The sequence below is a fragment of the Caulobacter sp. SL161 genome (assembly GCF_026672375.1).
Classification (GTDB): Bacteria; Pseudomonadota; Alphaproteobacteria; order Caulobacterales; family Caulobacteraceae; genus Caulobacter.
The window spans coordinates 1,909,996-1,932,169 of record NZ_JAPPRA010000001.1 but is presented as its reverse complement, the minus strand read 5'-3'; the positions used below and the strand labels follow the sequence as shown (position 1 = coordinate 1,932,169).

General features: G+C 66.3%; 22 protein-coding genes and 2 tRNA genes. 5 read left to right on the top strand and 19 right to left on the bottom strand.

The genetic code is table 11. The features are described from left to right. Nucleotide 1 precedes the first annotated feature (1 nt). The 15 genes from rpsS to OVA11_RS09270 form a co-directional block, all read right to left on the bottom strand. A complete protein-coding gene (gene rpsS, locus OVA11_RS09340; protein WP_010919131.1) occupies nucleotides 2-280 on the bottom strand; it encodes a 30S ribosomal protein S19 in 279 nt (92 codons plus the stop codon). A 3-nt stretch (nucleotides 281-283) separates the two neighbouring features. Further along, complete coding sequence (gene rplB / locus OVA11_RS09335) at nucleotides 284-1,123, bottom strand: 50S ribosomal protein L2 (protein WP_010919130.1); 840 nt, start codon at nucleotides 1,121-1,123, stop codon at nucleotides 284-286. A 3-nt stretch (nucleotides 1,124-1,126) separates the two neighbouring features. Continuing rightward, a complete protein-coding gene (locus OVA11_RS09330; protein ID WP_010919129.1) occupies nucleotides 1,127-1,423 on the bottom strand; it encodes a 50S ribosomal protein L23 in 297 nt (98 codons plus the stop codon). After that, the gene (rplD, locus tag OVA11_RS09325; RefSeq protein ID WP_099503304.1) at nucleotides 1,423-2,061 is read right to left on the bottom strand and encodes a 50S ribosomal protein L4; all 639 of its coding nucleotides are present in this window, start codon (nucleotides 2,059-2,061) and stop codon (nucleotides 1,423-1,425) included. Before rplD ends, OVA11_RS09330 begins: the two co-directional genes overlap by 1 nt. Beyond that, nucleotides 2,061-2,828: a 50S ribosomal protein L3 gene (gene rplC / locus OVA11_RS09320; RefSeq protein ID WP_096032932.1), complete on the bottom strand. Its 768-nt coding sequence runs from the start codon at nucleotides 2,826-2,828 to the stop codon at nucleotides 2,061-2,063. Before rplC ends, rplD begins: the two co-directional genes overlap by 1 nt. A gap of 13 nt (nucleotides 2,829-2,841) precedes the next feature. Further along, nucleotides 2,842-3,150, bottom strand: coding sequence for a 30S ribosomal protein S10 (gene rpsJ, locus OVA11_RS09315; RefSeq protein WP_004616952.1), 309 nt, complete (start codon nucleotides 3,148-3,150; stop codon nucleotides 2,842-2,844). A gap of 13 nt (nucleotides 3,151-3,163) precedes the next feature. Then, nucleotides 3,164-3,364 carry a hypothetical protein gene (locus OVA11_RS09310; RefSeq protein ID WP_012640189.1) on the bottom strand — a complete coding sequence of 67 codons (201 nt, stop codon included), beginning with the start codon at nucleotides 3,362-3,364 and terminating at the stop codon, nucleotides 3,164-3,166. 230 nt (nucleotides 3,365-3,594) lie between these two features. Next, nucleotides 3,595-4,434: a GIN domain-containing protein gene (locus tag OVA11_RS09305; protein ID WP_268067152.1), complete on the bottom strand. Its 840-nt coding sequence runs from the start codon at nucleotides 4,432-4,434 to the stop codon at nucleotides 3,595-3,597. A gap of 112 nt (nucleotides 4,435-4,546) precedes the next feature. Next, nucleotides 4,547-5,695, bottom strand: coding sequence for a GNAT family N-acetyltransferase (locus OVA11_RS09300; RefSeq protein ID WP_268067151.1), 1,149 nt, complete (start codon nucleotides 5,693-5,695; stop codon nucleotides 4,547-4,549). A 53-nt stretch (nucleotides 5,696-5,748) separates the two neighbouring features. Next, entirely contained in the window at nucleotides 5,749-8,037 is a 2,289-nt protein-coding gene (locus tag OVA11_RS09295; RefSeq protein ID WP_268067150.1) for an FdhF/YdeP family oxidoreductase, read from the bottom strand. Next, nucleotides 8,037-8,855, bottom strand: coding sequence for a formate dehydrogenase accessory sulfurtransferase FdhD (gene fdhD / locus OVA11_RS09290; RefSeq protein ID WP_268067149.1), 819 nt, complete (start codon nucleotides 8,853-8,855; stop codon nucleotides 8,037-8,039). Before fdhD ends, OVA11_RS09295 begins: the two co-directional genes overlap by 1 nt. A 213-nt stretch (nucleotides 8,856-9,068) precedes the next feature. Then, nucleotides 9,069-11,090 carry a DUF3857 domain-containing protein gene (locus OVA11_RS09285; RefSeq protein ID WP_268067148.1) on the bottom strand — a complete coding sequence of 674 codons (2,022 nt, stop codon included), beginning with the start codon at nucleotides 11,088-11,090 and terminating at the stop codon, nucleotides 9,069-9,071. A 161-nt stretch (nucleotides 11,091-11,251) separates the two neighbouring features. Continuing rightward, a complete protein-coding gene (tuf, locus tag OVA11_RS09280; protein ID WP_268065482.1) occupies nucleotides 11,252-12,442 on the bottom strand; it encodes an elongation factor Tu in 1,191 nt (396 codons plus the stop codon). A 54-nt stretch (nucleotides 12,443-12,496) separates the two neighbouring features. Continuing rightward, nucleotides 12,497-12,570: transfer RNA gene (locus OVA11_RS09275), tRNA-Gly, on the bottom strand. 110 nt (nucleotides 12,571-12,680) lie between these two features. Further along, a tRNA-Tyr gene (locus tag OVA11_RS09270) sits at nucleotides 12,681-12,766 on the bottom strand. Nucleotides 12,767-12,939: 173 nt separating this feature from the next. On the opposite strand from OVA11_RS09270, the gene rlmB reads away from it, so the two are divergent. From rlmB to OVA11_RS09255, 3 genes are all read left to right on the top strand, one after another. Then, nucleotides 12,940-13,776 carry a 23S rRNA (guanosine(2251)-2'-O)-methyltransferase RlmB gene (gene rlmB, locus OVA11_RS09265; RefSeq protein ID WP_268067147.1) on the top strand — a complete coding sequence of 279 codons (837 nt, stop codon included), beginning with the start codon at nucleotides 12,940-12,942 and terminating at the stop codon, nucleotides 13,774-13,776. 107 nt (nucleotides 13,777-13,883) lie between these two features. Continuing rightward, on the top strand, nucleotides 13,884-15,851 hold the full coding sequence (stpX, locus tag OVA11_RS09260; protein WP_268067146.1) for a stalk-specific protein StpX: 1,968 nt from the start codon (nucleotides 13,884-13,886) through the stop codon (nucleotides 15,849-15,851). A gap of 123 nt (nucleotides 15,852-15,974) precedes the next feature. Beyond that, nucleotides 15,975-16,715, top strand: a complete 741-nt coding sequence (locus tag OVA11_RS09255) for a TerC family protein (RefSeq protein WP_268067145.1) — start codon at nucleotides 15,975-15,977, stop codon at nucleotides 16,713-16,715. A 119-nt stretch (nucleotides 16,716-16,834) separates the two neighbouring features. Here the strand turns inward: OVA11_RS09255 and OVA11_RS09250 are convergent, their stop codons facing one another. Genes OVA11_RS09250 through OVA11_RS09240 form a run of 3 tightly spaced genes read right to left on the bottom strand, consistent with a single transcriptional unit; the run spans nucleotide 16,835 to nucleotide 19,370 of the window. Further along, nucleotides 16,835-17,260 (bottom strand): hypothetical protein, encoded by a 426-nt coding sequence (locus tag OVA11_RS09250; protein WP_268067144.1) that lies wholly within the window; start codon nucleotides 17,258-17,260, stop codon nucleotides 16,835-16,837. Further along, nucleotides 17,257-18,267 (bottom strand): phosphotransferase family protein, encoded by a 1,011-nt coding sequence (locus OVA11_RS09245; protein WP_268067143.1) that lies wholly within the window; start codon nucleotides 18,265-18,267, stop codon nucleotides 17,257-17,259. The genes OVA11_RS09250 and OVA11_RS09245 overlap by 4 nt, the downstream gene beginning before the upstream one ends. After that, nucleotides 18,264-19,370 (bottom strand): hypothetical protein, encoded by a 1,107-nt coding sequence (locus tag OVA11_RS09240; protein WP_268067142.1) that lies wholly within the window; start codon nucleotides 19,368-19,370, stop codon nucleotides 18,264-18,266. The genes OVA11_RS09245 and OVA11_RS09240 overlap by 4 nt, the downstream gene beginning before the upstream one ends. A gap of 109 nt (nucleotides 19,371-19,479) precedes the next feature. Here OVA11_RS09240 and OVA11_RS09235 point away from each other — a divergent pair, with 109 nt between their 5' ends. Continuing rightward, nucleotides 19,480-19,857, top strand: a complete 378-nt coding sequence (locus tag OVA11_RS09235) for a DUF423 domain-containing protein (RefSeq protein ID WP_268067141.1) — start codon at nucleotides 19,480-19,482, stop codon at nucleotides 19,855-19,857. Here the strand turns inward: OVA11_RS09235 and OVA11_RS09230 are convergent. Beyond that, the gene (locus OVA11_RS09230; RefSeq protein WP_268067140.1) at nucleotides 19,848-21,065 is read right to left on the bottom strand and encodes a multidrug effflux MFS transporter; all 1,218 of its coding nucleotides are present in this window, start codon (nucleotides 21,063-21,065) and stop codon (nucleotides 19,848-19,850) included. The two genes, OVA11_RS09235 and OVA11_RS09230, sit on opposite strands and share 10 nt — an antisense overlap. 116 nt (nucleotides 21,066-21,181) lie before the next feature. Here OVA11_RS09230 and OVA11_RS09225 point away from each other — a divergent pair, with 116 nt between their 5' ends. Continuing rightward, on the top strand, nucleotides 21,182-22,174 hold the full coding sequence (locus OVA11_RS09225; RefSeq protein ID WP_268067139.1) for an alpha/beta fold hydrolase: 993 nt from the start codon (nucleotides 21,182-21,184) through the stop codon (nucleotides 22,172-22,174).

The following is a 22,174-nucleotide window of genomic DNA, read 5'->3' as shown; positions in this document are numbered from 1 at the left end:
ATTACTTCCTCTTGGCCTTCTTGTCGGCGGCGTGACCCGGGAAGTTCCGGGTCGGCGCGAATTCGCCGAACTTCATGCCGACCATGTCTTCCGACACGAGCACGGGAACGTGCTTGTGGCCGTTGTGCACGCCGAAGGTCAGGCCGACAAATTGCGGCATGATCGTCGAGCGACGCGACCAGGTCTTGATGACGTCCTTGCGGCCCGACGACAGAGCGGCATCGGCCTTCTTCAGGAGGTACCCGTCGACAAACGGGCCTTTCCAGACGGAGCGGGTCATGGCTTAGCGGCCCTTCTTCGCTTTGTGGCGCGAGCGGATGATGAACTTATCCGTGGCCTTGTTGACGCGGGTCTTGGCGCCCTTGGTCGGCTTACCAGCCGGGGTCACCGGGTGGCGACCGCCCGAGGTCCGGCCTTCACCACCACCGTGGGGGTGGTCGACCGGGTTCATGGCGACACCGCGGACGTGCGGGCGACGGCCCATGTGACGAGAACGACCGGCCTTGCCGAGGTTCTGGTTCATGTGGTCGGGGTTCGAAACGGCGCCGACGGTGGCCATGCACGTATCGAGCACCATGCGCAGTTCGCCCGAGTTCAGGCGGATCTGGGCGTAGCCGGCGTCACGACCGACCAGCTGGGCGTAGGCGCCAGCCGAACGGGCGATCTGACCACCCTTGGCGGGCTTCAGCTCGATGTTGTGGATGATCGTACCGATCGGCAGCGTGCGCAGCGGCGAGGCGTTGCCCGGCTTCACGTCGACCTTCTCAGCCGTGACGACTTCGTCGCCGGCCTTCAGGCGTTGCGGGGCCAGGATGTAGGCCAGCTCACCGTCGGCCTGATACTTGATCAGGGCGATGAAGGCGGTGCGGTTGGGGTCGTACTCGAGACGAACGACCGTAGCCACGCCTTGCTTGCGGCGCTTGAAGTCGACCAGACGGTACAGGCGCTTGGCGCCGCCGCCGCGGAAACGGACCGCGATGCGGCCATTGCCGCCGCGACCGCCCGACTTGGTCAGGCCTTCAACGAGCTTCTTCTCGGGGCGACCCTTGTGAAGTTCGCTGCGATCGATCAGCACCAGGCCGCGCTGGCCGGGGCTGGTCGGGTTAAATTGCTTCAAGGCCATGTCTTAGAGCCCCGTCGTGATGTCGATCGACTGGCCTTCGGCCAGGGTCACGATCGCTTTTTTGACGTCGTTGCGACGACCCACGATACCGCGGAAGCGCTTGGTCTTGCCCTTGGTCACGATGGTGTTGACCTTGGTCACCTTGACCTTGAACAGCTCTTCGACGGCGGCGGCGATTTCGTCCTTGGTCGCGTCGTTGGCCACCTTGAAGACAACCTTGTTCTGCTCGCTGAGCAGGGTCGTCTTTTCGGTGATCACCGGCGACAGGATCGTGTCGTAGTGGCGAGCGGTGGCGGCCATTAGGCGGCTTCCTTCTCAGCGAAACGGGCCGAGATCGCTTCGACCGCGTCCTTGGTCAGGACGAGGGTCTGGCGACGCAGCACGTCGTAGACGTTCAGGCCGGCGTTCGGCAGGACATCCACGTTCGGGATGTTGCGGGCGGCGAGCTTGAAGTTCGCGTCCACTTCCGGACCGGCGATGACCAGGGCGTTCTTCAGACCGATCTTGTCGAAGTTGGCGCGCAGAGCGGCCGTCTTGGCTTCGGTCAGAACGGCGCTGTCCAGGACGACCAGCGAACCCGACTTGGCCTTCGACGACAGAGCGTGCTTCAGGGCCAGGGCGCGGATCTTCTTGGGCAGATCGAAGGCGTGGCTGCGGACCACGGGACCGTGGGCCTTGGCGCCGCCGACGAACTGAGCCGCACGACGCGAGCCGTGACGAGCGCCGCCGGTGCCCTTCTGCTTGTACATCTTCTTGCTCGTACGAGAGACCTCGTTACGAACCTGAATCTTGTGGTTACCCGAGCGGCGCTTGGCCAGCTGCCAGGTGACGACGCGCTGCAGGATGTCGCCGCGGATCTCGTCGATGCCGAAGATGGCGTCGTCGAGATCAACGGAACCGGCCTTGCCGCCGTCCAGTTTGATGACGTCGAGTTTCATTAGCCTTCGCCCTCTTCGGTCGCAGCCGCGGGGGCCTCTTCAGCGGGGGTCTCAGCGGCGGCCGGAGCAGCTTCGCCAGCCTTGCGGAAGGCGCCCGGACGCGGAGCGTCAGCCGGCAGAGCCTTCTTCACGGCGTCGCGAACCTTCACGTAGCTGCCTTCGTGGCCGGGGACAGCGCCCTTGACCAGGATCAGGCCGCGCTCAACGTCCACCTTCCAAACGGTGACGTTCAGCGTGGTGACGGTTTCTTGACCCAGGTGACCGGCCATCTTCTTGCCCGGGAACGTACGACCCGGGTCCTGGCGGTTACCGGTCGAACCGTGCGAGCGGTGCGAGACCGAAACACCGTGGGTGGCGCGAAGACCACCGAAGTTCCAGCGCTTCATGGCGCCGGCGAAACCCTTACCGACGGTCACGCCTTGGATGTCGACCTTCTGGCCGGCGACGAAGTGGTCGGCCGTCAGTTCGGCGCCGACTTCGATCAGGGCGTTTTCCTCGACGCGGAATTCGGCGACGACGCGCTTCGGCTCAACGGCCGCCTTCGCGAAGTGACCACGCATGGCGTTGGAAGTGTTCTTGGCCTTCTTGGCGCCGGCGCCGAGCTGGAGGGCGGTGTAGCCGTCCTTCTCAACGGTGCGAACGCCCGTGACCTGGCAACCGTCGAGCGACAGGACGGTGACCGGCACGTGCTGACCAGCTTCGTCGAAGAAGCGGGTCATGCCGAGCTTCTTGGCGATGACGCCGGTGCGTTGGGTGGGGAGAGTCATGGATCGGCCCTCCTTACAGCTTGATTTCGACGTCAACGCCGGCCGACAGGTCGAGCTTCATCAGCGCGTCCACGGTCTGCGGAGTCGGGTCAACGATATCGAGAACGCGCTTGTGCGTACGGATCTCGAACTGCTCGCGCGACTTCTTGTCGACGTGCGGCGAACGGTTGACAGTGAATTTCTCGATAAGCGTGGGCAGGGGGATGGGGCCCCGTACCGTCGCACCCGTACGCTTGGCCGTATTGACGATCTCGCGCGTGGAATGATCCAACACGCGGTGATCGAAGGCCTTGAGCCGGATGCGGATGTTCTGACGATCCATATCGCTCGGTTTCCTAGTGGGCTGCGCCCGCGTCTCGAACCATTTCAAAGACCAACTCGGAACCCAGGTGGGCTCCGTACGCAGCGTCCGCAAAACAAATGTCCCCAACAGTCGCCTGTCGGGGGTGATGACCAGATATTGCACCCCTCTCGAAAGAGGTTGGCGGCGCTATGTCCGGGCGTCTCGCGAACCGCGTTTGAGCCCTAGAGCTCACAGCCGGTCCAACAGAGGCGCGCTTGTACGTTCCGGAATCGGTTTCGTCAAGCGCTCTGTCCGGTTCGTCGCAAATTGAAGTTCGCGAGTCGTCGGGCGGGTTCTGGATAGGCGCCTTCCCTTCCGGAGGCAAGCCACGGAACGCAAGAACGCCCCGACGAGGTCATCGCCGGGGCGTTCGCGGTAGCACGTATTATATATAGACGAGCCGCTTGTAGGTCCGGCTTGGTCCTACTGGCCGATGATCACATCACCCGAACCGCCGACGTGCTTCCTCACGGGGCCGGTCGCCCGGGCGATCTTGACGTCACCCGATCCCATGACGGCGACATCGACGTCATCGGCTTCGCCATTAAAGCTGACATCCCCCGAGCCCATGACGCTGATGTCGACCGAACGGCTACGACCGCCCGCGACCGTGATGTTGCCGGAGCCCGCGATGCTGGCTTCGAGCTTGCCGCTGACGCTGGCCACCCAGATGTCGCCTGAACCGGCGATATTGGTCTCAAGGTCGCCAGCGACCGCCTGGGTGGAGACATCGCCAGAACCGGCAATGCTGACCTCGGCCTGCGAAGACGTGCCGGCCTTGGCTCCGCCCGAGCCCGCTTGAGCGATTTCCAGCTTGCCCTTGGTGTTGGCGACCGTCCAATCGCCGCACCCGGCATTGCCCAGTTCGACGCTGTCGGAGCGGCCGATGTCGCCGAACACGGCCCCGCCAGCCTGGACCTTCACATTCATCGGCATGCGGACCGCGATCTCAGGAATGTTGTCGTAGGAGACATCCCCAACGCCACGCACCTTCACCCAGATCTTGCCATTGCGGCTGTTGCAGCCGTTGATCCGGTTCATCTTCAGGTCGCCGTCAACAATCACCTGGTCGCCGTCCTGGCGGACCGTGAGCGGCAAAGCGGCGTTGGTGGTCAGGAACTCGACCTTCACGTCCGTACGGTTCTCCGGGATGATCACAACGCGGGCGACGGCGTCCTTGATCTTCACGGAGGGCGCGGCGGCGGCCGCGCCAGCGGCGGTCGAGGCGATGGCCAGAACAGCCAGGGTGGTCAGAGCCCGCATCAGTGTCTCCCCAAGGACGCGTGTTGAAATTCGATGAGGAGAGGCTACCGAGGGGCCGACAAGGTTTCGACTTAATTCGAGGTCATGACCGCGAAGTCATGTTGGGGTCAGGCTAGTCCACCATAATCGCCAGCCCCACCAGGCCGAACCCGAGGCCCAGCGCCGCGCCCAGCCGGGGATAGCGGCGGGCGAGCGTCGCGAGAAAGCCCCCACCGCCTCGAAGCTGCCCCACCAGGCCAGGTTCGCACGCCACGATGCGATCGAAGCGCCTGGCCAGACGGGCTGCTCCCATCACGCGCATGGGACGCCCCCGGACGCCGCGCCGTCGTTCGATGAGACCTTCGAACACCGTCTCGACAGGGTCTGCGAAATCACGCTTGTAGCTGTCCGCGTCGACCCCGAAATCAACGCGGCTCACGCCAAGTCCGGCCAAGGCCTCCAGCGTATCCAGCGTCATCAGCGCACCGGGCGAGTAGCGGGCGAACTCCGGATCGTAGATCGGCAGCCACAGGTGATAGCGGCCCTCGGAAAGCAGGCCCAACTCGGCCGCCACCACCCTGCCCCCGGCCCGTAGCGTCGCCGTCCGCAGACCAAAGTCCTCGGCGCTGGCGTCCACCAGCCGTTCGAGCAGCGTGACGGTCCACCCGCAGGCGAACACGTCGTACTGATGGGTCCGCGCGATCTGCGCCCTCTTGCGGTCGACGATCATCGCGATGTCGTCACGCGTGGCCGGCTGAAGCGAGAAGCTCAGCCGCCCATGGTCTCGCTCAAGCGTACGTCGACGCCGGCGCTTGTCCTTCAGGAAGCGGCTGTCGCGGCCGGCCAAATAGGCGTCAAAGCCATCAGAAAGAACCGCCGCCATCGCCCGGCGGGACGCAAGGCCCGGCAGGTCTTCGTCGCTCGCGCCGACCAGAGCGCCGAACCGCGCTCGACGCGCCCCGGGCAGGTCCGGCAACAGCCGAGACACCGACAGGCCCGGCGCACCGACCAGCCCGTGGAAATCGCTCATCGGCGCCGCCAACGGCTGCAGCAGCGCGCCACGCTTCTGGAACGGCAGGAAGCCCCGGATCTCGCCGTCTTCGCGGACAACCGCGATCTTGGCGCCCGGCGCGACCTCGGCCGCGACATCGATGAACCGGAGATCGAAATACGGGCTGGCCAGGATCGGATCAGCCGCGCGCAGGTCACGCCACGCCGAGCGCTCCGCCGGACCCAGTCCAGCGACGTCGACAACCTCAACCTTGATACGGTCGGCCTGCAACGGGTCCCTCCCCCCAGAGCGCGCATTAGGCCTTAAGCATCCTAACAACCGCTTTAGTTGAGACCCGCCTCGTGCCTGCGCAGCCGCACCGGCGCGGACTTGTAGGCCGGCGTCCCTGAACGCAGATCGTGGTCGTCCAGCGCGATCACCACATTGGTCTCGGGATAATAGGCCGCCAGGCAGCCCGGCGGGATGTCGCGCGCCACGAGCGTGAAGCCCCGTGCGACCCGGTCGCCGCCATCATCGAACGCCGCGAGGAGGTCAACCTTGGCCCCGGCCTCCAGGCCCAGCCGCGCCATGTCGTCGGGATTGGCGAACACCACGTCGCGACGTCCGAACACGCCCCGGTAACGATCATCCTGGCCATAGACCGTGGTGTTGTACTGGTCGTGACTGCGCAGGGTCGTCAGCAACAGGACGTCAGGATCGCCCCGTCGCGGATCGCCGCCCTTCGGGTCAAAGACCAGGAAGTTGGCCTTGCCGCTGGCGGTCCTCCAGATCCGGTCCGACGGCCCGACCGGCAGCCGGAAGCCGCCCGGAACCCGAACCTTGTCATTGTAGTCCGCGAAGGCCGACGGGAAGACGCGCGCGATCAGCGCCCGGACGGCGTCATAGTCGTTGGCCAGACCGGCCCAGTCGATCAGCGGGTCGCGACCGAAGACCGCCTCGGCCAGCCCCGCCACGATCGCCGGCTCGGACAGCAGATGCTCCGACGCCGGCGGGTTGAGGCCGCGCGAGGCGTGGACCATCGACATCGAGTCCTCGACCGTCACAGACTGGCGCACGCCGCCGCGCACATCCATCTCGGTTCGTCCCAGGCACGGCAGCAGCAGCGCCGCCTTGCCGACCAGCAGGTGGGTGCGATTGGGCTTGGTGGCGACATGCACCGCCATATCGAGCCGGCGCATGGCCACGAAGGTGCGGGTCGGATCGGGCGCGGCGATGGCGAAGTTGCCGCCCAGGCCCACGAACGCCCTGGCCTTGCCCTGCTCCATCGCCGCGATCGCTTCGATGACCGTATGGCCGTGGGCGCGTGGCGGTTCGAAGCCGAAGACGTCGCGGAGCGAGTCCAGCAGCGCGGCCGGGGGCTTTTCCCAGACCCCGACGGTGCGCGCGCCCTGGACGTTCGAGTGGCCTCGCAGCGGACAGATGCCCGCGCCCGGCCGACCGATATTGCCCTTCAGCAGCAGCAGATTGACCAGCTGCTGCACCGTCCCGGAGCTGTCGCGATGCTGGGTCAGGCCCATTCCGTAGCAGAGGATGGTGGCCTTCGCGTTGGCGTAGACCCGCGCCGCCGCCTCGATCCGTTCGCGCGACAGACCGCTGCCGGCCTCGATCACCGACCAGTCCAGGGCCTCAAGCTGCGCCGCGAGCGCCTCGAATCCGGCGGTGTGCTCGGCGATGAAAGCGTGGTCGAGCACGCCACCGTCGCGCGCCTCCAGCCCCAGCAGCGCCTTCATCATGCCCTGGACCAGCATGGCGTCGCCGCCGATCGTCACCTGATAATAGGCCGAGGCGATGGGCGTGGAGCCCAAAGTCGCCATCTCGACGGGATCCTGCGGCGAGGCGAACCGCTCCAGCGACCGCTCCTTCAGCGGATTGAAGGCCAGGATCGTCGCGCCGCGCCGGCTGGCCTCGCGCAGGGTCGCCATCATCCGCGGGTGGTTGGTGCCGGGGTTGTGGCCGAAACACAGGATCAGATCGGCGTGGTCGAAATCCTCCAGCGTCACCGAGCCCTTGCCCAAGCCGATCGAGTCCGGCAGGCCCACGCTGGTGGGCTCGTGGCACATGTTCGAGCAGTCGGGGAAATTGTTGGTCCCGAACCGTCGGCCCAGCAGCTGGTACAGGAACGCCGCCTCGTTCGACGCGCGGCCCGAGGCGTAGAACTCGGCCTGGTTAGGATCTTCCAGCGCCTTCAGCGCCGCCCCGGCCCGCGCGAAGGCCTCGTCCCAAGCGATCGCCTTGTAGCGATCGTCGGCCGGGTCATAGGCCATCGGCTCGGTCAGGCGGCCCAGATCCTCGATCTGGTGATCGCTCCAGGTCAGGAGCTCACTGACCGTGTGACGGGCGAACACCTCGGGCGTGGCGCGCTTGGTCGTCGCCTCCCAGGCCACGGCCTTGGCGCCGTTCTCGCAGAACTCGAACGACGAGGTGTGCTTGGGATCGGGCCAGGCGCAGCCCGGACAGTCGAAGCCCTCGGGCTGATTGGCTCGCAGCAGGGTCTTGCCGCCCTCGATCACCGTCTCCTGGTCGGCCAGCGCGCCGGCCACGGCCTTCAGCGCGCCCCAGCCGCCGGCGGGGGCGTCATAGTCGCGGACGCCGGGGATCTTGGGATCCGACATCAGACGGTCTCCATCGTCGGGTCGACCAGGCGCTCGCGGCCAGCGAACACCATATGGCCGTCGGCGCGGGCCAGCGCCACCAGGGTCAGGTTCGCCGCTTGCGACCGGTCGATGGCCAGAGCGGTCGGCGCCGAGACCGCCACCAGGATCGGACAGCCCATCCGCACGGTCTTTTCGACCATCTCGAACGAGCAACGGCTTGTTACGACAACGAAGCCAGCCGCCGGCTCACGCCCCTCGCGCAGCAATCCGCCGGCCAGTTTGTCCAGCGCGTTGTGGCGGCCGACGTCCTCGCGCAGCAGCACCAGATCGCCGTCGGGGGAAAAGAAAGCCGCCGCATGGGTGGCGCGGGTCAGGCGGCCCAGCTCTTGTTCGACCTCCAGCCTCTCCAGCGCGCGGGGGATGACCGCGTGCGCCAGGACCCTGTCCGAGGCCGCCAGCACCGGCAGCGGGCGCACGGCGTCGGCCAGGCGCTCCACCCCGCACAGCCCGCAGCTGGACCGCCCTTCCAGATTGCGCGGCCGAGCCTTGCGGGGGCCGGCGCCAGGCGCAAAGCGGACATCGACCAGGACGCCCTGCTCTTCGGTACGAATGTCGATCGCCGCGATGTCCGGGGCGGCGGCCACCGCTTCGGTGACGACAAAGCCGCGCGCCAGGTCCTCCAGATCGTCCGGCGTGGCCATCAGCACCGTGTGCGGCCGACCATCGAACGACAGGCCGACGGCGGTTTCCTGCGGCGTGATCCGCTCAATAGGACCAGCGGCCTGATCGGCGCGCCACTGCAGGGCGGAACGGGGATCGACGACGGAACGCGACATGGCTGAAGCCTACTCCGACGGCGTCGGACGGTACAGCCGATCACATCGTGGCGCGATTGTTCAAACCGCCATCAGTAGGCGGATGGCCCGAGCATGAACTTGGCGCGCACGTGAAGACGACCCGCCGGAAGGCTAGGGCTTCGTAGACGATGCGATTGTGGCACCGCCGGATCAGGCGCAGCAGTTAGGGCCGATATCTGGATTTTTGGTTGATCAGTTTATGCGTGAAACAACTTGACCGCCGATAACGATCAGCAGCCAGAAGACCACCCAGATCACTCGATAGTCTAGATTGACTTCGCCAAGCTGGAAGCCAGTCGTCGCCTTTGGCTTGTCCGTGGTGTCAGTGATCATGACGGAGGCGTTGATCGCGCCTTCGCGCAGGTTAAAGAGAGCCTCAGCGTCCTCGGGACGAACCTCGGTTCGGGAGATCGTCAACCCTCGCGCCAGCCGGAACAGGGTCCCGGTCTGGTCCGCAGGCTCCAACCGTGACGATGCGCGAACACCCGGCGCTTCGAACACATCGTCCCAAGGCGTGACCCTTATGGCATGAGGAAGCTTGATCAGGGTCTCTACCGAGAGGGACCGAGGCGCCCCTAGGTCAATAGGCGTGCGCCTTTTCGCGGACCTCTGGGTTGTCAGATGCGGCGCAAAGATGTCGTCGAGCGGTTGGAAGCGCCCCCGCTTCTCGTCGATGCGTTCCCAGGGTCGCGCGAGTAGGTAACGCTCGCCAATCCGAATGACGTTGGCTTCCACATTGTCATCAACCGTCATGGGCGCAAGCTCAGTCACAGCGCCGAAGAACCGTTCGTAGTACTCACGGTAGCTTCGTGCGACAGCGTCGGGGCCCTCTGAGGCCAACCGACGCCGAATGTCGTCCGCTCGCCAGCCACGATAGTGCGTATCAATTGTTAGTCGGCCCGCGCCATCGGGCGCGGGATCGAGTTCAAAGCGTTCTCTCGCGTCGCAAATTGGAGTGGGCGTGTCTTCCCCCATAGCCTCAAGAGCGGCTCCCTCGACAAGCGGCAGCGCCCAACCGTACCGGGCCTGCGAAACGCTCTCCAGCGCGCCGCCCTGTGGGTAACGGGTCGCGTCGAGCCAGTAGGTTCGGCCGGCTACGCGGGTCCGGACAATGCAGTGATTGAAGGCGTTCGGCGCCGGCGGATCATCCTTGATATCCTGTCCGAGCCAGGTGTGGACAAGCGCGGGATCAGCCTCCAGGCCGAGGCGGCGAAGCAAGGCCGCCAAAAGCCGGCTTGAGTCCTTGCAGTCGCCCGCCCGGACAGCCCAAATGTGCTCGATAGAGCGCGGCGCGAATCCCCCATCACCCAAGCTGACCGAATGATAGCGGAGCCCATGCTGGACCAGCCGGAGCGCGGCAACCGCGCGCGCTGATTGATCTGCAGCCTGGGACTCTATCTCTATCGCCCGCGCCTCAAGATCGTCTGGCAAGGCTCCGGATGTCTCGTAGGACGGTGCGAAGAGCGCGGCGATGTCGGCCCACGTCGTGCGATCGGCGAGCCGGAGCGCCATGCGATCTCGGATCCAGCCGGGCACGTTCTGTTCGGAGCGGACGCCGGGCTGGTTGATGACATTCCAGAGCCATTCACGGCCGCCCTCCTCCAGGAGGCTCACTTTGGGTGCGGGCACCTCGTTCCACGTTCGTGTGTCGAAAGTCCGCTCTTCATCCGCAAGTAAGCGCACACGAGTCTGAGCGACCCAACACGACCACTGCAGCCCGAACTCGGCCCCAAACAGACCGCGAAAGCTAGGATGGGCACCGTGAAGTGTGTAGCTGTAGTCTACGATATCGCCGACGCGAACGTCGGGAACGACGAGGTGCGCGGTGTAGCGGCCGTCATACATCGCACGCTCGAGATCCCGCTCGCGCCGCAGAACGCTCACTAGCGGCCTGATCTCGATTTCGCGCGTCTCCCCCGCGCGCAAGATGCGCACGTGATGCAGAACGAGTCGCTCGTAAGAAGGTTCGAAGTCGACGCTGATCTGCCCGATAGGCTGCAAGCCATCCGCAGTAACAACCTCTGCGACGACCCTGGAGAACCAAGCCTGGCCACCGCGGCGCAGATCAATCTGGGTGTCGGAGAGCCAAAATCGGCGCCCCCCATCAATGCTGTCACTCGGTGGTTCCAGATCGGGCTCAAACCGCGCGGCAATCACCCAATCCCCTGGAGCGCCCACCTCGAAGCGCGCGCCCGAACCGTCTTCACCAAACACTCGCCCGCCCCAAGCTGATCGACGTCGGCGCAAGCGCCGAGGTTGCAGTATCACCACGCCAACCCGAAAGTTACAATCAGGGGGAGTTGCGAAAGCAGAAGGCCCCGGAGATTGCTCTCCGGGGCCTTCGCATTGTCAGCCGAAGCTAAGACCGGTCGAGATTACTCAACGATCTTCGCGACGACGCCGGCGCCGACGGTGCGGCCGCCTTCACGGATGGCGAAGCGCAGCTTCTCTTCCATGGCGATCGGGGTGATCAGCTCGACGTCCAGCTCGGCGTTGTCGCCCGGCATGATCATTTCCACGCCTTCGCGCAGCTTGATGATGCCCGTCACATCCGTCGTGCGGAAGTAGAACTGCGGACGGTAGTTGGTGAAGAACGGGGTGTGACGGCCGCCTTCTTCCTTGGTCAGGATGTAGGCTTCGGCCACGAACTTGGTGTGCGGCGTGATCGAACCCGGCTTGCACAGCACTTGGCCGCGCTCGACGTCTTCACGCTTGGTGCCGCGCAGCAGCACGCCCACGTTGTCGCCGGCTTGACCTTGGTCCAGCAGCTTGCGGAACATTTCAACGCCCGTGCAGGTCGTCTTCTGGACCGGACGGATGCCGACGATTTCGACTTCTTCACCGACCTTCACGATGCCGCGCTCGACGCGACCGGTGACGACCGTACCGCGACCCGAGATCGAGAACACGTCTTCGACCGGCATCAGGAACGGCATGTCGACCGGACGCTCCGGCTGCGGGATGTAGGCGTCGACCGAAGCCATCAGCTCCAGGATCTTCTCTTCGCCGATGTTGGCGTCGCGGCCTTCAACGGCGGCCAGAGCCGAACCCTTGGTGATCGGAATGTCGTCGCCCGGGAACTGGTAGCTGCTCAGCAGCTCGCGCACTTCCATTTCGACGAGCTCCAGCAGCTCTTCGTCGTCGACCATGTCGACCTTGTTCATGAACACGACCAGAGCCGGCACGCCGACCTGACGGGCCAGCAGGATGTGCTCGCGGGTCTGCGGCATCGGGCCGTCAGCGGCCGAAACCACCAGGATCGCGCCGTCCATCTGCGCCGCGCCCGTGATCATGTTCTTCACGTAGTCGGCGTGGCCAGGGCAGTCGACGTGGGCGTAGTGACGGTTGGCCGTCTCATATTCCACGTGCGCGGTGTTGATCGTGATGCCGCGGGCCTTCTCTTCCGGCGCCGCGTCGATTTCGTCGTACTTCTTGGCCGTCGCGCCGCCCGACTTCGCCAGCGTCATCGTGATCGCGGCGGTCAGCGTCGTCTTGCCATGGTCAACGTGACCAATGGTGCCGATGTTGCAGTGCGGCTTAGTACGTTCGAACTTTTCCTTGGCCATCGTCTCTACCTTCGCGCCGGCGGCTGGGTTGTTGGGAATAACTCTTCAGGGAGCTGGAGCGGGTAGCGGGAATCGAACCCGCATCCTCAGCTTGGAAGGCTGCTGCACTACCATTGTGCTATACCCGCCCAATCACCCATCTGGGGCTAGCGGGGTCGCGATCGGCTCCCGGTCTTTCGGCTCTGGGACGCCCCCATGCTTTTTAAAGGGCGCTGCCTTCCGGAACTCATCGCGCGCATGGTGGGGGAAGTAGGACTCGAACCTACGAAGGCTTACGCCAGGGGATTTACAGTCCCCCCCCTTTGCCACTCGGGACATTCCCCCAAGCACGCGATGGAGTTCCGAAGCCGGCGGCCTTTATCCGCTTCGACGCACGACGGCAAGCCGTCAAACGCCGATGCGAAACAAAAGCTTCTTGGACCGGTGACGGACGATGCTAAGAGCAGCGCCGGCTGGCCGAGAAGCCCTCGGGGCCCCAAATCGGAGCGCGTCTTATAGTGTCCTCTCATTCCGAACGCAACGACCGGAAACGTCCTTCTGCACAAGGACGCGATTTTCGTTCCAAGCCACGGAAACAGAACGACTTTTCCAGAGGCCAAGGCGACGCCAAGGACTGGATTTGGGGGACTCACGCCGTCGAGGCGGCGCTGGCCAACCCCCGCCGACCCGCTCCCAAGCGGCTTCTGGCGACGCCCGATCGGGCCAAGCGACTCGCGCCGCATCTGCAAAAGCTGACGTGCCTGCAGGTGATGGAAGGCCAGGAGATCGCCAAGCAGCTTCCCCAGGGCGCCGTGCACCAGGGGCTGGCCCTGAAGATCGACGAGCCCGAGCCACTGACGATCGCTGAACTGGGAACCCCGGCGAAGGGCTTCCTGGTCATGCTCGACCAGATCACCGATCCGCAGAACATCGGCGCGATCTTCCGCTCGGCCGCCGCCTTCGGGGCCAAGGGCGTGATCCTGCAGGACCGCCACGCTCCCGCCCTCTCCGGCGTGCTCGCCAAGACCGCTGTCGGCGCCGTGGACAAGGCCCCCTACGCGCGCGTGGTCAATCTTTCCCGGGCGCTCGAGGAACTGGCCGACCTGGGCTGGCGGGCGGTGGCCCTGGCCGGCGAGGCCGAGCAAAGCCTGGACGCCGTGCTCGACAGCCAGCCGACTGTGCTCGTTCTGGGTTCAGAGGGCGAAGGCGTCCGGCGGCTGGTGGCCGAGCATTGCGACGCCCTCGGCAAGATCCCGATGCCCGGCGGTTTCGAGAGCCTGAATGTCTCGGCCGCCGCGGCGATCGCCCTCTACGAAGCCTCGAAAGTTCGCGCCTTGGACGAAATCGTTTCGTGAATCTCTCTTAACCGTTTTGATTTCGTCGCAAGCTCGTGCTTTTCTCGCGAACAGCGGTCCGCGAGCGCTGCTCCGCGGAGGAATCTGACATGGGATCGGGGGACCCGATGTTTGGACGTAATATACGCTTGGCCGCCTTGGCGACCGCCGCGGCAGGCGTTCTTGCGCTGGCGGGCTGTAGTGCGGGCGATCCGGTCGCCTCGGCGCCGCCGCCAAGCGATCATCAGAAATCGTCGTCGCCGCCGGAGCTGATGGGCGCGCCGCCGCCCAACGCCGCCCCTGCGCAGGATGGACTTTTGGGCGGGCCGGTCGCTGACGCCTCGGCGCAGGCTCAGGCTCAGGCGAAAGCCGACGCAGCGCGCCCGCCGCCTCCGCCGCCCCCGTCGCATAACAGCCACCTGAAGACCTGGCGCCGTCCGGACGGCACCCTGGTCACGGCGATGCGGCCGATCCCCAATCCCAAGAGCGCGCCGCACGCCGCCTCGTCGGCGCCCAAGCGCGTCCACGCCAAGATCCAGACCCAGGGCCCCTCGGCGCCGGCCAAGCCGGCTGTCGTGGCGGCGGTCAAGCCCGTGACGCCGAAGACGGTCGCCCCGGCGCCCGCGCCGGTGAAGGCCGTCCAGCCCGTGCAACCCGCCGCGCCGCTGGCCAAGCCGCCCGTGGTCGCTGCTGCGGCGCCCGCTGCGGCTCCGGCCCCGGCCAAGCCCGCGACCAAGCTTGAACAACTGCAGGCCGCCGTCGCGCCCGCCGCGACCAACGGCGCGGTCCTGGCCACCGGCGAAACCCTCGGCAAGGGCCAGCCTGGCCAAGTGACCCTGTCGCTTCCGGCGACCCTGGGCGAGATGATCCAGAAGGAAGCCGCCAAGCTCGGTTTGACCAAGGCGGCCAGCAAGACCAGCGCCTATGCCGAACTGCAGGGCGAAGGCTATGAGATCACGCCGAACGGGCGCCAGACGGCGGTCGTAAAAGCGGGTGAGCCGACCACCTTCGCCTGGCAGGTCAAGCCCAGCCCCGAGGCCAAAGGCGAACTGAAGTCGGAGTTCGGTGTCGAACTGACCGGCGCGAAGGAACCGCAAGGCTTCTCCCTGGGTGAGATCAGCAAGCGCGTCGCAGCCCTGCCGCAAGAGGCCAAGAAGGGCCTCGACAAGCTCGACCTCGGCGCCTTGAACGGCACGATCTCGCTGCCCGGCCTCGGCCCGACGCCGATCAAGACCCTGCTGGGCGCGGCTCTGGTGCTTCTGGCGCTGATCATTCTGGTGGGCGTGTCGCGCAGCGTCAGCGCTTCGCGCCGCAAGGCCGAAAGCCAGCGCAAGTATCGCACGCTGACCGACTACGGGCGCAACGAGATGGAGTTCGAGGCGCCTCCGGCCAGCACCCACGTGTCGCACGTGAACCCGTTCCTCGCCGCCGCCGGCGGCGCAGCGGCCGGTGCGGTCGCGGCCTCGGCCGTGGCCCACCATGACGATCACCACGACCACGGGCATGGCCATGATGATCACCACGGCCATGACGACCACGGCCACGGCCACGATGATCATGGCCACGACGCCCACGGTCATGACGATCACGGGCACGGGGCGGATCTTCACGCCCACGCCCACCCTGAACCCCACGCCCCGGCTGAGCACGTTTCGTACGTGAACCCGATGGTGGCCGCGACCACTGCAAGCCACGCCGACCATCATGGGCACGATGCTGCTCACGGGCATGATGACCACGGCCATGGCCACGACGATCATGGTCACGGTTCCCATGACGATCACGGGCATGGTCACGATGATCATGCGCATGGCCACGACGATCATGCCCACGGCCACGACCATGGCGCTCATCACGCCCATGCCGAGCACACCGCCCATGTGACCCCGGCCAGCCATGCCGACGATCACGGTCACGGCCACGGCCATGACGACCATGGACACGGCCACGACGACCATGGACACGGCCACGACGATCACGGCCATGACGCCCATGGTCACGGCGGCCACGGGCACGATGACCACGGCCATCACGAAGAGCATGGCCACGGTCACCACGACGCGCCCAAAAAGGAACTTGAGCACGCTCACCACTAGGCCGAGCGCCGGTTGAGACCCCTGAGCCCCGGATCCCACGATCCGGGGCTCTTTCTCTTCTGATCCGCCGTGAAAAGGCGTTTGCGCCTTGCATCGTCCGGCGCGTCACAGCATTGAGAGGCCATGTCTGACGCCCTGATCGCCCAGCTCGGCGCCTTCCAAGGCCCGCTGACCGCCCTTCTGCAAGTCCTGATGATCGACCTCGTCCTGGCCGGCGACAACGCCGTGGCCGTGGGCCTGGCGGCCGGCGGCTTGCCCGCCAAGGAGCGCAAGAAGGTCATTCTGTACGGCCTGGGCGCGGCGGTCTTGCTGCGGATCACCTTCGCCCTGATCACCACCTGGCTGCTGGGCGTGGTGGGCCTGTTGCTGGCGGGCGGCTTCCTGCTGCTGTGGGTCTGCTGGAAGATGTGGCGGGAACTGCGCGAGCAGACCACGCACGACGAGGCCGACGCCATGGCCATGATCGACGATGATCCCAGCACCGAGCCCCGCGCGCGCCCGAACAAGACCTTCAAGGCCGCGTTCCTGCAGGTGCTGATCGCCGACGTCTCGATGTCGCTGGACAACGTCCTGGCCGTCGCCGGCGCGGCCCGCGAGCATCCGGGTATCCTGATCTTCGGCCTCTTGCTGTCGATCGTGCTGATGGGCGTGGCCGCCACGGCCATCGCCAACCTGCTGCACAAGCACCGCTGGATCGGCTTTGTCGGCCTGGCCATCGTGCTCTATGTGGCCGTGCACATGATCTGGACGGGCCATCGCAGCGTGGTGATGGATCTGAACCATACGCCCGCCTACAACGCGGCCGTCCCGGACCTGATCGACATCACGCCGGACGAAGTCTCCCAGCACAACAAGCACCGCTGACGGCGCTCTGGAGCCTTCAGCCTGAAATCGGAATCGATTTCAGGCGTTAAAAAGGCTCTAAATCAGATACTTAGAGCGTGAGAATAGCCGAAACCGGTTCCCACTTTCGGCCTCACGCTCTAGCGTCCCGGAAGCGGCGGCAGGTCGAGACGTCTGAGGTCGGCCATGCGCGCGTAGAGTCGCAGGATCCGGCCGTGGCGAGCCGCGTCGCCCCGCGCCTCAACCGCCTCATGCAGACCGATCAGCGCCAGCCGCAGAGCCGCGTTCACGCGATCAAGACCCCCGATCGTGAGCTCGGCGGGATCGGCCGGCCAGTCGGCGGACAGGGCGTAGTCGGCGGTCGCCTCCGAAAGCACCTCGCGGATCGCCGCGTTCTCGGTCACCCGCGCCGCCGCGCCCCGCTCGGCCTCCTGGGCGGCCAGCAGCGACAGCAGCGCCACCACCGCGACTTTCCCGGCCATGAACTCGCCCTGCTGTTCGGGCGGCCCCGGCTCGGCCATGCACAGGAAGTTGCCGACCAGGATATCGGACACGCTCGGCGTCATGACAGCCTCTCCATGCGCAGCAGCGCCTCGGCCAGGATCTGGTCATGGCGGCGGGCGGTGTACCAGCCCGAGATCGCCAGCACCGGATCCTTGAACCCGCCGTCGCGGTATTCCTTGGCCGCCGAGGTCCAGATCGCCTGGCCCTTCACGGCGTTGAACAGCGACCACCAGGCAAGAGCGGTCTCATCGACCTCGAGGCCGCTGGTCTGTTTCCAGAGGGCCAGGGCCTCGTCGCGCGGCAACATGCCGCCCACCTTGTCGGCCTCGAAATGCCCCCACAGCGGATCCATCGCCCAGCCCAGGTCCTCCAGCGGATCGCCCAGGTGGACCATCTCCCAGTCGAGGATCGCCATGATCTTGCCTGCGCCGTCGTGCAGGAAGTTGCCGGTGCGATAGTCGCCATGAACCACGCGCACCGCCTGGGCCGGCGGCGGCGGGCGGCGGCGCAAGGCGCGGATCGCGGCCCAGACGATGGGTTGCGGATGCTGTTGGTCGTCCTCGATGACCTTGGTCCAGTGGTCGAGCGCGATCCGCCAGCAGTCCTCGGGAGCGGGGCGCTCGGCGACCCTGGCCAGTGGCAGATCGGTGGGATCGGCTCCGGCGATGGTCCCGAGGATCCGGAAGAACTGCTCGCCGATCGTCCGAGCGTGCTCGCCATAAGGAACGACCGTGAAGGGCGAGGCGGCGGCCCCGCCCTCGACGCGCTCCATGATGAAGAACGGCCGTTCCAGTTCGGCGCCCTCAGCCTCCATGGCGACGGGACGCGGAACGGGCAGACAGTCGTGGAACGACTCGAAAGCCAGATATTCGAGATTCCGATCGGTTTCGATCAGACTGCCCGGCGGGTCGCGACGCAGGATCAGCGGACGCGTCTGGCCCTCCGCCGCGGCGGCGAAACGATAGGTCTCGCGACTGGCGCCGCCGGGAATGCGCGAGAGGTCCGAAACCGTCACGGGCGTCGACCAGATGCGCGAAAGATACGCCTCAAGGCGCTCGGTCAGGCTCATGGGGCCAGATCCAGGATCGAGGCGAAACCGGACGGCGCGTGCGGCCCGATCGCCAACTGCTCGAAGACGCCCCGGCCGACCCGAGACCGCCCCTGGCCGTCGACATAGGTCACGCGGCTCAGCGCCTGCACATGCAGATGGTGCGGCATGCGACGGTCGATGTCCGCCAGCACGAAGTCTTCCCGCTCGACCTTCAGCGCGCCCTGGTTATGGCCGTGACCCCAGGTCGGATGGGTGTAGCCAAGCCCCAGCATGAAGAACTCGGTCTGCGGCGCGATGGACACCGAACCGCCCTCGCCCAGGTCAAGCGTCGCGGACGCGGCGTGGCGCGTGCCGCTCTTCCAGCCGATGGCGCACGACGACTGCGCAAAGCCACCGAACGCCTCTTCGTGGCCGCCGTCCTCCAGCCAGACCGCGCGGCGGTTCCAGGGCCGGCCCAGTTCGTCGTCGTTGGTGTGGAAGAAGAAGCTGCCGTCGGCGAAATTGCACGGGCTCCAAAGCCAGAAAAACTGCGGCGGCACGGGCGGAACCGGCTCTTGCGGGTCGCGCGCGCCGACCGGCCGCACGCCCCAGGAGCGGTCGCGGGTGCCGACGAACCCGTCGACGGCGGTGCGAACACCGTCCACCTCGACCCAGCCGCTGTAGCGACCGTTCTGGGTCAGGCGCGTATAGTCCATGAAGGCGCGCGGACCGATGCGTCGGATGAAGCGGGGCTCCTCGATCGGGAAGGCGCGGCCCTCGAACACGATCTCGGCCGCGACGCCCTGTTCGGGGGCCTGTACGACCAGTTTCAGACGTTGCAGCGGTTGCAGCACCTCGATCGCAATCGGACCGACCCTCAGATCCATCCGCTCCATGCCCAGCCAGCGGCTGGCGTGGAGGTTCACCTGCTTGCCGTCCTTCATCACGCAGAACGAGGCGTCGGCGATGTTCAGGTGCGGATAGACGCCGAAGGCTGCGGCGAAGAACAGGTCGCCGCCATCGCCCTCCGGCGCGTAGCCGTTGAAAAAGTAGCGATCATAAAAGTTCCGATCCGTGCCGGCATAGGCCACCGGCTCGGGTGTCTGATGGATCGGATAATCGTCGCCCCAGGTGAGCGCCATGCCGTCCCTCCCCTGTTCGCGCCGACGCTCTGACGGGCCGGCTTTACGAGCAGGTGAACGACGTTAAGGTCGCGGCGAACGATTGCAACAGTGACGGAGCGTAAAGGCGATGGAAGGGTGGACACCCCGGACCTGGACGGGCCTTGCGGCCGCCAACGGTCTCTTGGCCGTGGCGTTCGGCGCCTTCGCCGCACATGGGATCGATGGCTGGAAGGCCGTCGAGTGGCTGAAGACCGGCGCCCAGTATCAGATGATCCACGCGCTCGCCGTCTTCGCCGCGTTCACGCTGCACAGGGCCGGGGCCAGGAGCATGGGACTGGTGACGGCGCTGTTCTTTGTCGGAATCCTGCTGTTCTCAGGCTCGCTCTACGCGATGGCGCTGGGCGCGCCGCGCATCCTGGGCGCGATCACGCCGCTGGGCGGTCTGTCGTTCATGGCCGGCTGGGCGCTGATGGCCTGGCGCGGTTTCAACCAGCCTCAGGCCTGAATCTTCTTCGCGCCCGGCAGGGCCAGCAGGAAGATCGCCAGGGCCGATCCGACCAGACAGGCGAACATCACGCCGGCCACCGGACGTGGCGTGCCGTCGTGCAGCGCAGCCCCCGCCCAGGACGCTACGGCCCCGGCCCCGAACGAGGCCGAGCCCATCAGAGCGGAGGTTGAACCGGCGCGCTGAGGATCGACGCTGAGCGCTCCGGCCATGGTGTTGCCGCCCATCAGTCCATAGAGCGAGAGCGCCGCGAACAGCAGCGGCAGCACGGTCCATTGCCCGCCGAAGCCCGTCCAGGCCGCGAGGGTCAGCAGGAGCGCGGCGACAATGGAGGCGACGCTGGCGCGCGCCAGCACCTGGTCGGGTGTTGAGCGGCGCAACAGGAAACGATTGATCTGGCTGGCGCCGATGATGCCGACGGCGTTGAAGGCGAAGACCAGATTGAACACCAGAGGGCTGTGGCCATAGGTCCCCATCACCAGATCCGGCGCGCCCGAGATGTAGGTGAACAGCACCGCCCCGTTCAGGGCCCCCGCCAGGGCGTAGCCCATCAGGCGACGCATCCCGAACAGCGCGACATAGGCCTTCAGCGGATTTTCGCTGCGGGCCTGCGCCTCGGTCGCCGCCGAGCGGGATTCGGTCAGGCTCAGCACGACCCAGGCGGCGATCAGCACACCGAACATCACCAGAGCCCAGAACACTCCGCGCCAGCCCGCCACGAACTGGACCACCCCGCCCAGCTGCGGCGCCAGCACCGGCGCCAGGCCCATGATCAGGGTCATCAGCGACAGGACGCGCGCGGTGTCGGTATGGCTGAAGCGGTCACGCACCACCGCGCGGGCGATCACGGGTCCCGCGCAGCCGCCCAGCGCCTGAACGAACCGCGCGGCGATCAGCGTCTCGATGTTCGGCGCGACGGCGCAGACGATCGAGGCGGCGATGAACAGGCCCACACCGACAAGCAGCGGCGGCCGACGGCCGAACCGGTCAGAGGCCGGCCCGTAGAACACCTGGCCGATGGCCATACCCGCGAAGAAGGCCGCCAGGGTCGCCTGGGTCTGGTCGGGGGCGGCGTTCAGCGTCCGGCCGATCGAGGGCAGGCTCGACAGATACATGTCGATCGACATCGGCGCGAAGGCCGTCAGCGCGCCCAGAAGCAGGACAAGGCGCCACGGAACGTGGGCGGGCGGCGGGCTGGCGTCGTTCATGCGCGCCCTTTTACGCGCGTTCGCCCCTACGGAAACCTGAAATGACGCTTGCCGGGCTGGCACGCACGCAGCAGCTTACCGTCAATCACATAACAACGGCGGGAGAACGAGCGCTCATGACGGACACCCTTTCAAAGGCCCCTGCTCTCCCCGCCCCGCAGTACGCCGAGGTCAACGGCGTCCGCATGGCCTATTACGAGGCCGGGCCGCGCCAGGGCGTTCCGATCGTCTTCTGCCATGGTTTCCCCGAACTGGCGTTCTCGTGGCGCCACCAGATCGCCGCCCTCGCCGCCGCCGGGCGCTGGGTGATCGCGCCGGACCAGCGCGGCTATGGCCTGACTCCCGGTCCCGAAGCGGTCGAAGCCTATGACATGGAGCACCTGACCGGCGACCTTGTCGGCCTGCTCGACCATCTGGGCGTAGAGAAAGCGATCTTCGTCGGTCACGACTGGGGCGGCATCGTGGTGTGGCAACTGCCGCTGATGCACCCAGGCCGGGTCGCCGGGATCATCGGGCTGAACACGCCCTTTTTCCCGCGCCTGCCGCTGGATCCCATCGAGATGTACCGCAACGCCTATGGCGACGACATGTATATCGTCCACTTCCAGAAGCCCGGCGTCGCCGACGCGCAATTGGGGGCGGATGTCGAAAAGACGATCCGCTACTTCATGCGCAAACCAAAGGGCACTCAGGAGGACTTCCTGGCCCAGCCAGCTGAACGGCGGAGCCTGGCCCTGCAGACCGCTCTCGCGCACTACGAGCCGTCTTCGGACGACAACCAGTTCCTGACGCCCGAGGAACTGGCCTTCTTCGTCGAGGCGTTCCAGCGCACCGGCTTCACCGGCGGCATCAACTGGTATCGCAACTTCACCCGCAACTGGGAGCGTTCAGAGCACCTGCCGCGCCGCATCGACGGCATTCCCTGCCTGATGATCATGGCGGAGCTGGACGTCGTGCTGCCGCCCGCCATGGCCGATCGGATGGGCGACCAGATCAGCGATCTCGAGAAGGTGCTGATCGAGGGCAGCGGCCACTGGACCCAGCAGGAAAAACCCGCCGAGGTGAACGCCGCGCTCCTGAACTGGCTGGACCGCCGCTTCCCGCTTTAG

Coding starts and splice junctions, on each gene's coding strand:
- stpX (WP_268067146.1), top strand. CDS start 13,884: ATGTTTGGACGTAATATACGCTTGGCCGCCTTGGCGACCGCCGCGGCA.
- tuf (WP_268065482.1), bottom strand. CDS start 12,442: ATGGCCAAGGAAAAGTTCGAACGTACTAAGCCGCACTGCAACATCGGC.
- rpsS (WP_010919131.1), bottom strand. CDS start 280: ATGACCCGCTCCGTCTGGAAAGGCCCGTTTGTCGACGGGTACCTCCTG.
- OVA11_RS09240 (WP_268067142.1), bottom strand. CDS start 19,370: ATGGCGCTCACCTGGGGCGACGATTATCCGATCCATCAGACACCCGAG.
- rpsJ (WP_004616952.1), bottom strand. CDS start 3,150: ATGGATCGTCAGAACATCCGCATCCGGCTCAAGGCCTTCGATCACCGC.
- OVA11_RS09255 (WP_268067145.1), top strand. CDS start 15,975: ATGTCTGACGCCCTGATCGCCCAGCTCGGCGCCTTCCAAGGCCCGCTG.
- OVA11_RS09295 (WP_268067150.1), bottom strand. CDS start 8,037: ATGTCGGATCCCAAGATCCCCGGCGTCCGCGACTATGACGCCCCCGCC.
- OVA11_RS09230 (WP_268067140.1), bottom strand. CDS start 21,065: ATGAACGACGCCAGCCCGCCGCCCGCCCACGTTCCGTGGCGCCTTGTC.
- OVA11_RS09245 (WP_268067143.1), bottom strand. CDS start 18,267: ATGAGCCTGACCGAGCGCCTTGAGGCGTATCTTTCGCGCATCTGGTCG.
- rplD (WP_099503304.1), bottom strand. CDS start 2,061: ATGAAACTCGACGTCATCAAACTGGACGGCGGCAAGGCCGGTTCCGTT.
- OVA11_RS09305 (WP_268067152.1), bottom strand. CDS start 4,434: ATGCGGGCTCTGACCACCCTGGCTGTTCTGGCCATCGCCTCGACCGCC.
- OVA11_RS09330 (WP_010919129.1), bottom strand. CDS start 1,423: ATGGCCGCCACCGCTCGCCACTACGACACGATCCTGTCGCCGGTGATC.
- OVA11_RS09225 (WP_268067139.1), top strand. CDS start 21,182: ATGACGGACACCCTTTCAAAGGCCCCTGCTCTCCCCGCCCCGCAGTAC.
- OVA11_RS09235 (WP_268067141.1), top strand. CDS start 19,480: ATGGAAGGGTGGACACCCCGGACCTGGACGGGCCTTGCGGCCGCCAAC.
- rplB (WP_010919130.1), bottom strand. CDS start 1,123: ATGGCCTTGAAGCAATTTAACCCGACCAGCCCCGGCCAGCGCGGCCTG.
- OVA11_RS09250 (WP_268067144.1), bottom strand. CDS start 17,260: ATGACGCCGAGCGTGTCCGATATCCTGGTCGGCAACTTCCTGTGCATG.
- fdhD (WP_268067149.1), bottom strand. CDS start 8,855: ATGTCGCGTTCCGTCGTCGATCCCCGTTCCGCCCTGCAGTGGCGCGCC.
- rplC (WP_096032932.1), bottom strand. CDS start 2,828: ATGACTCTCCCCACCCAACGCACCGGCGTCATCGCCAAGAAGCTCGGC.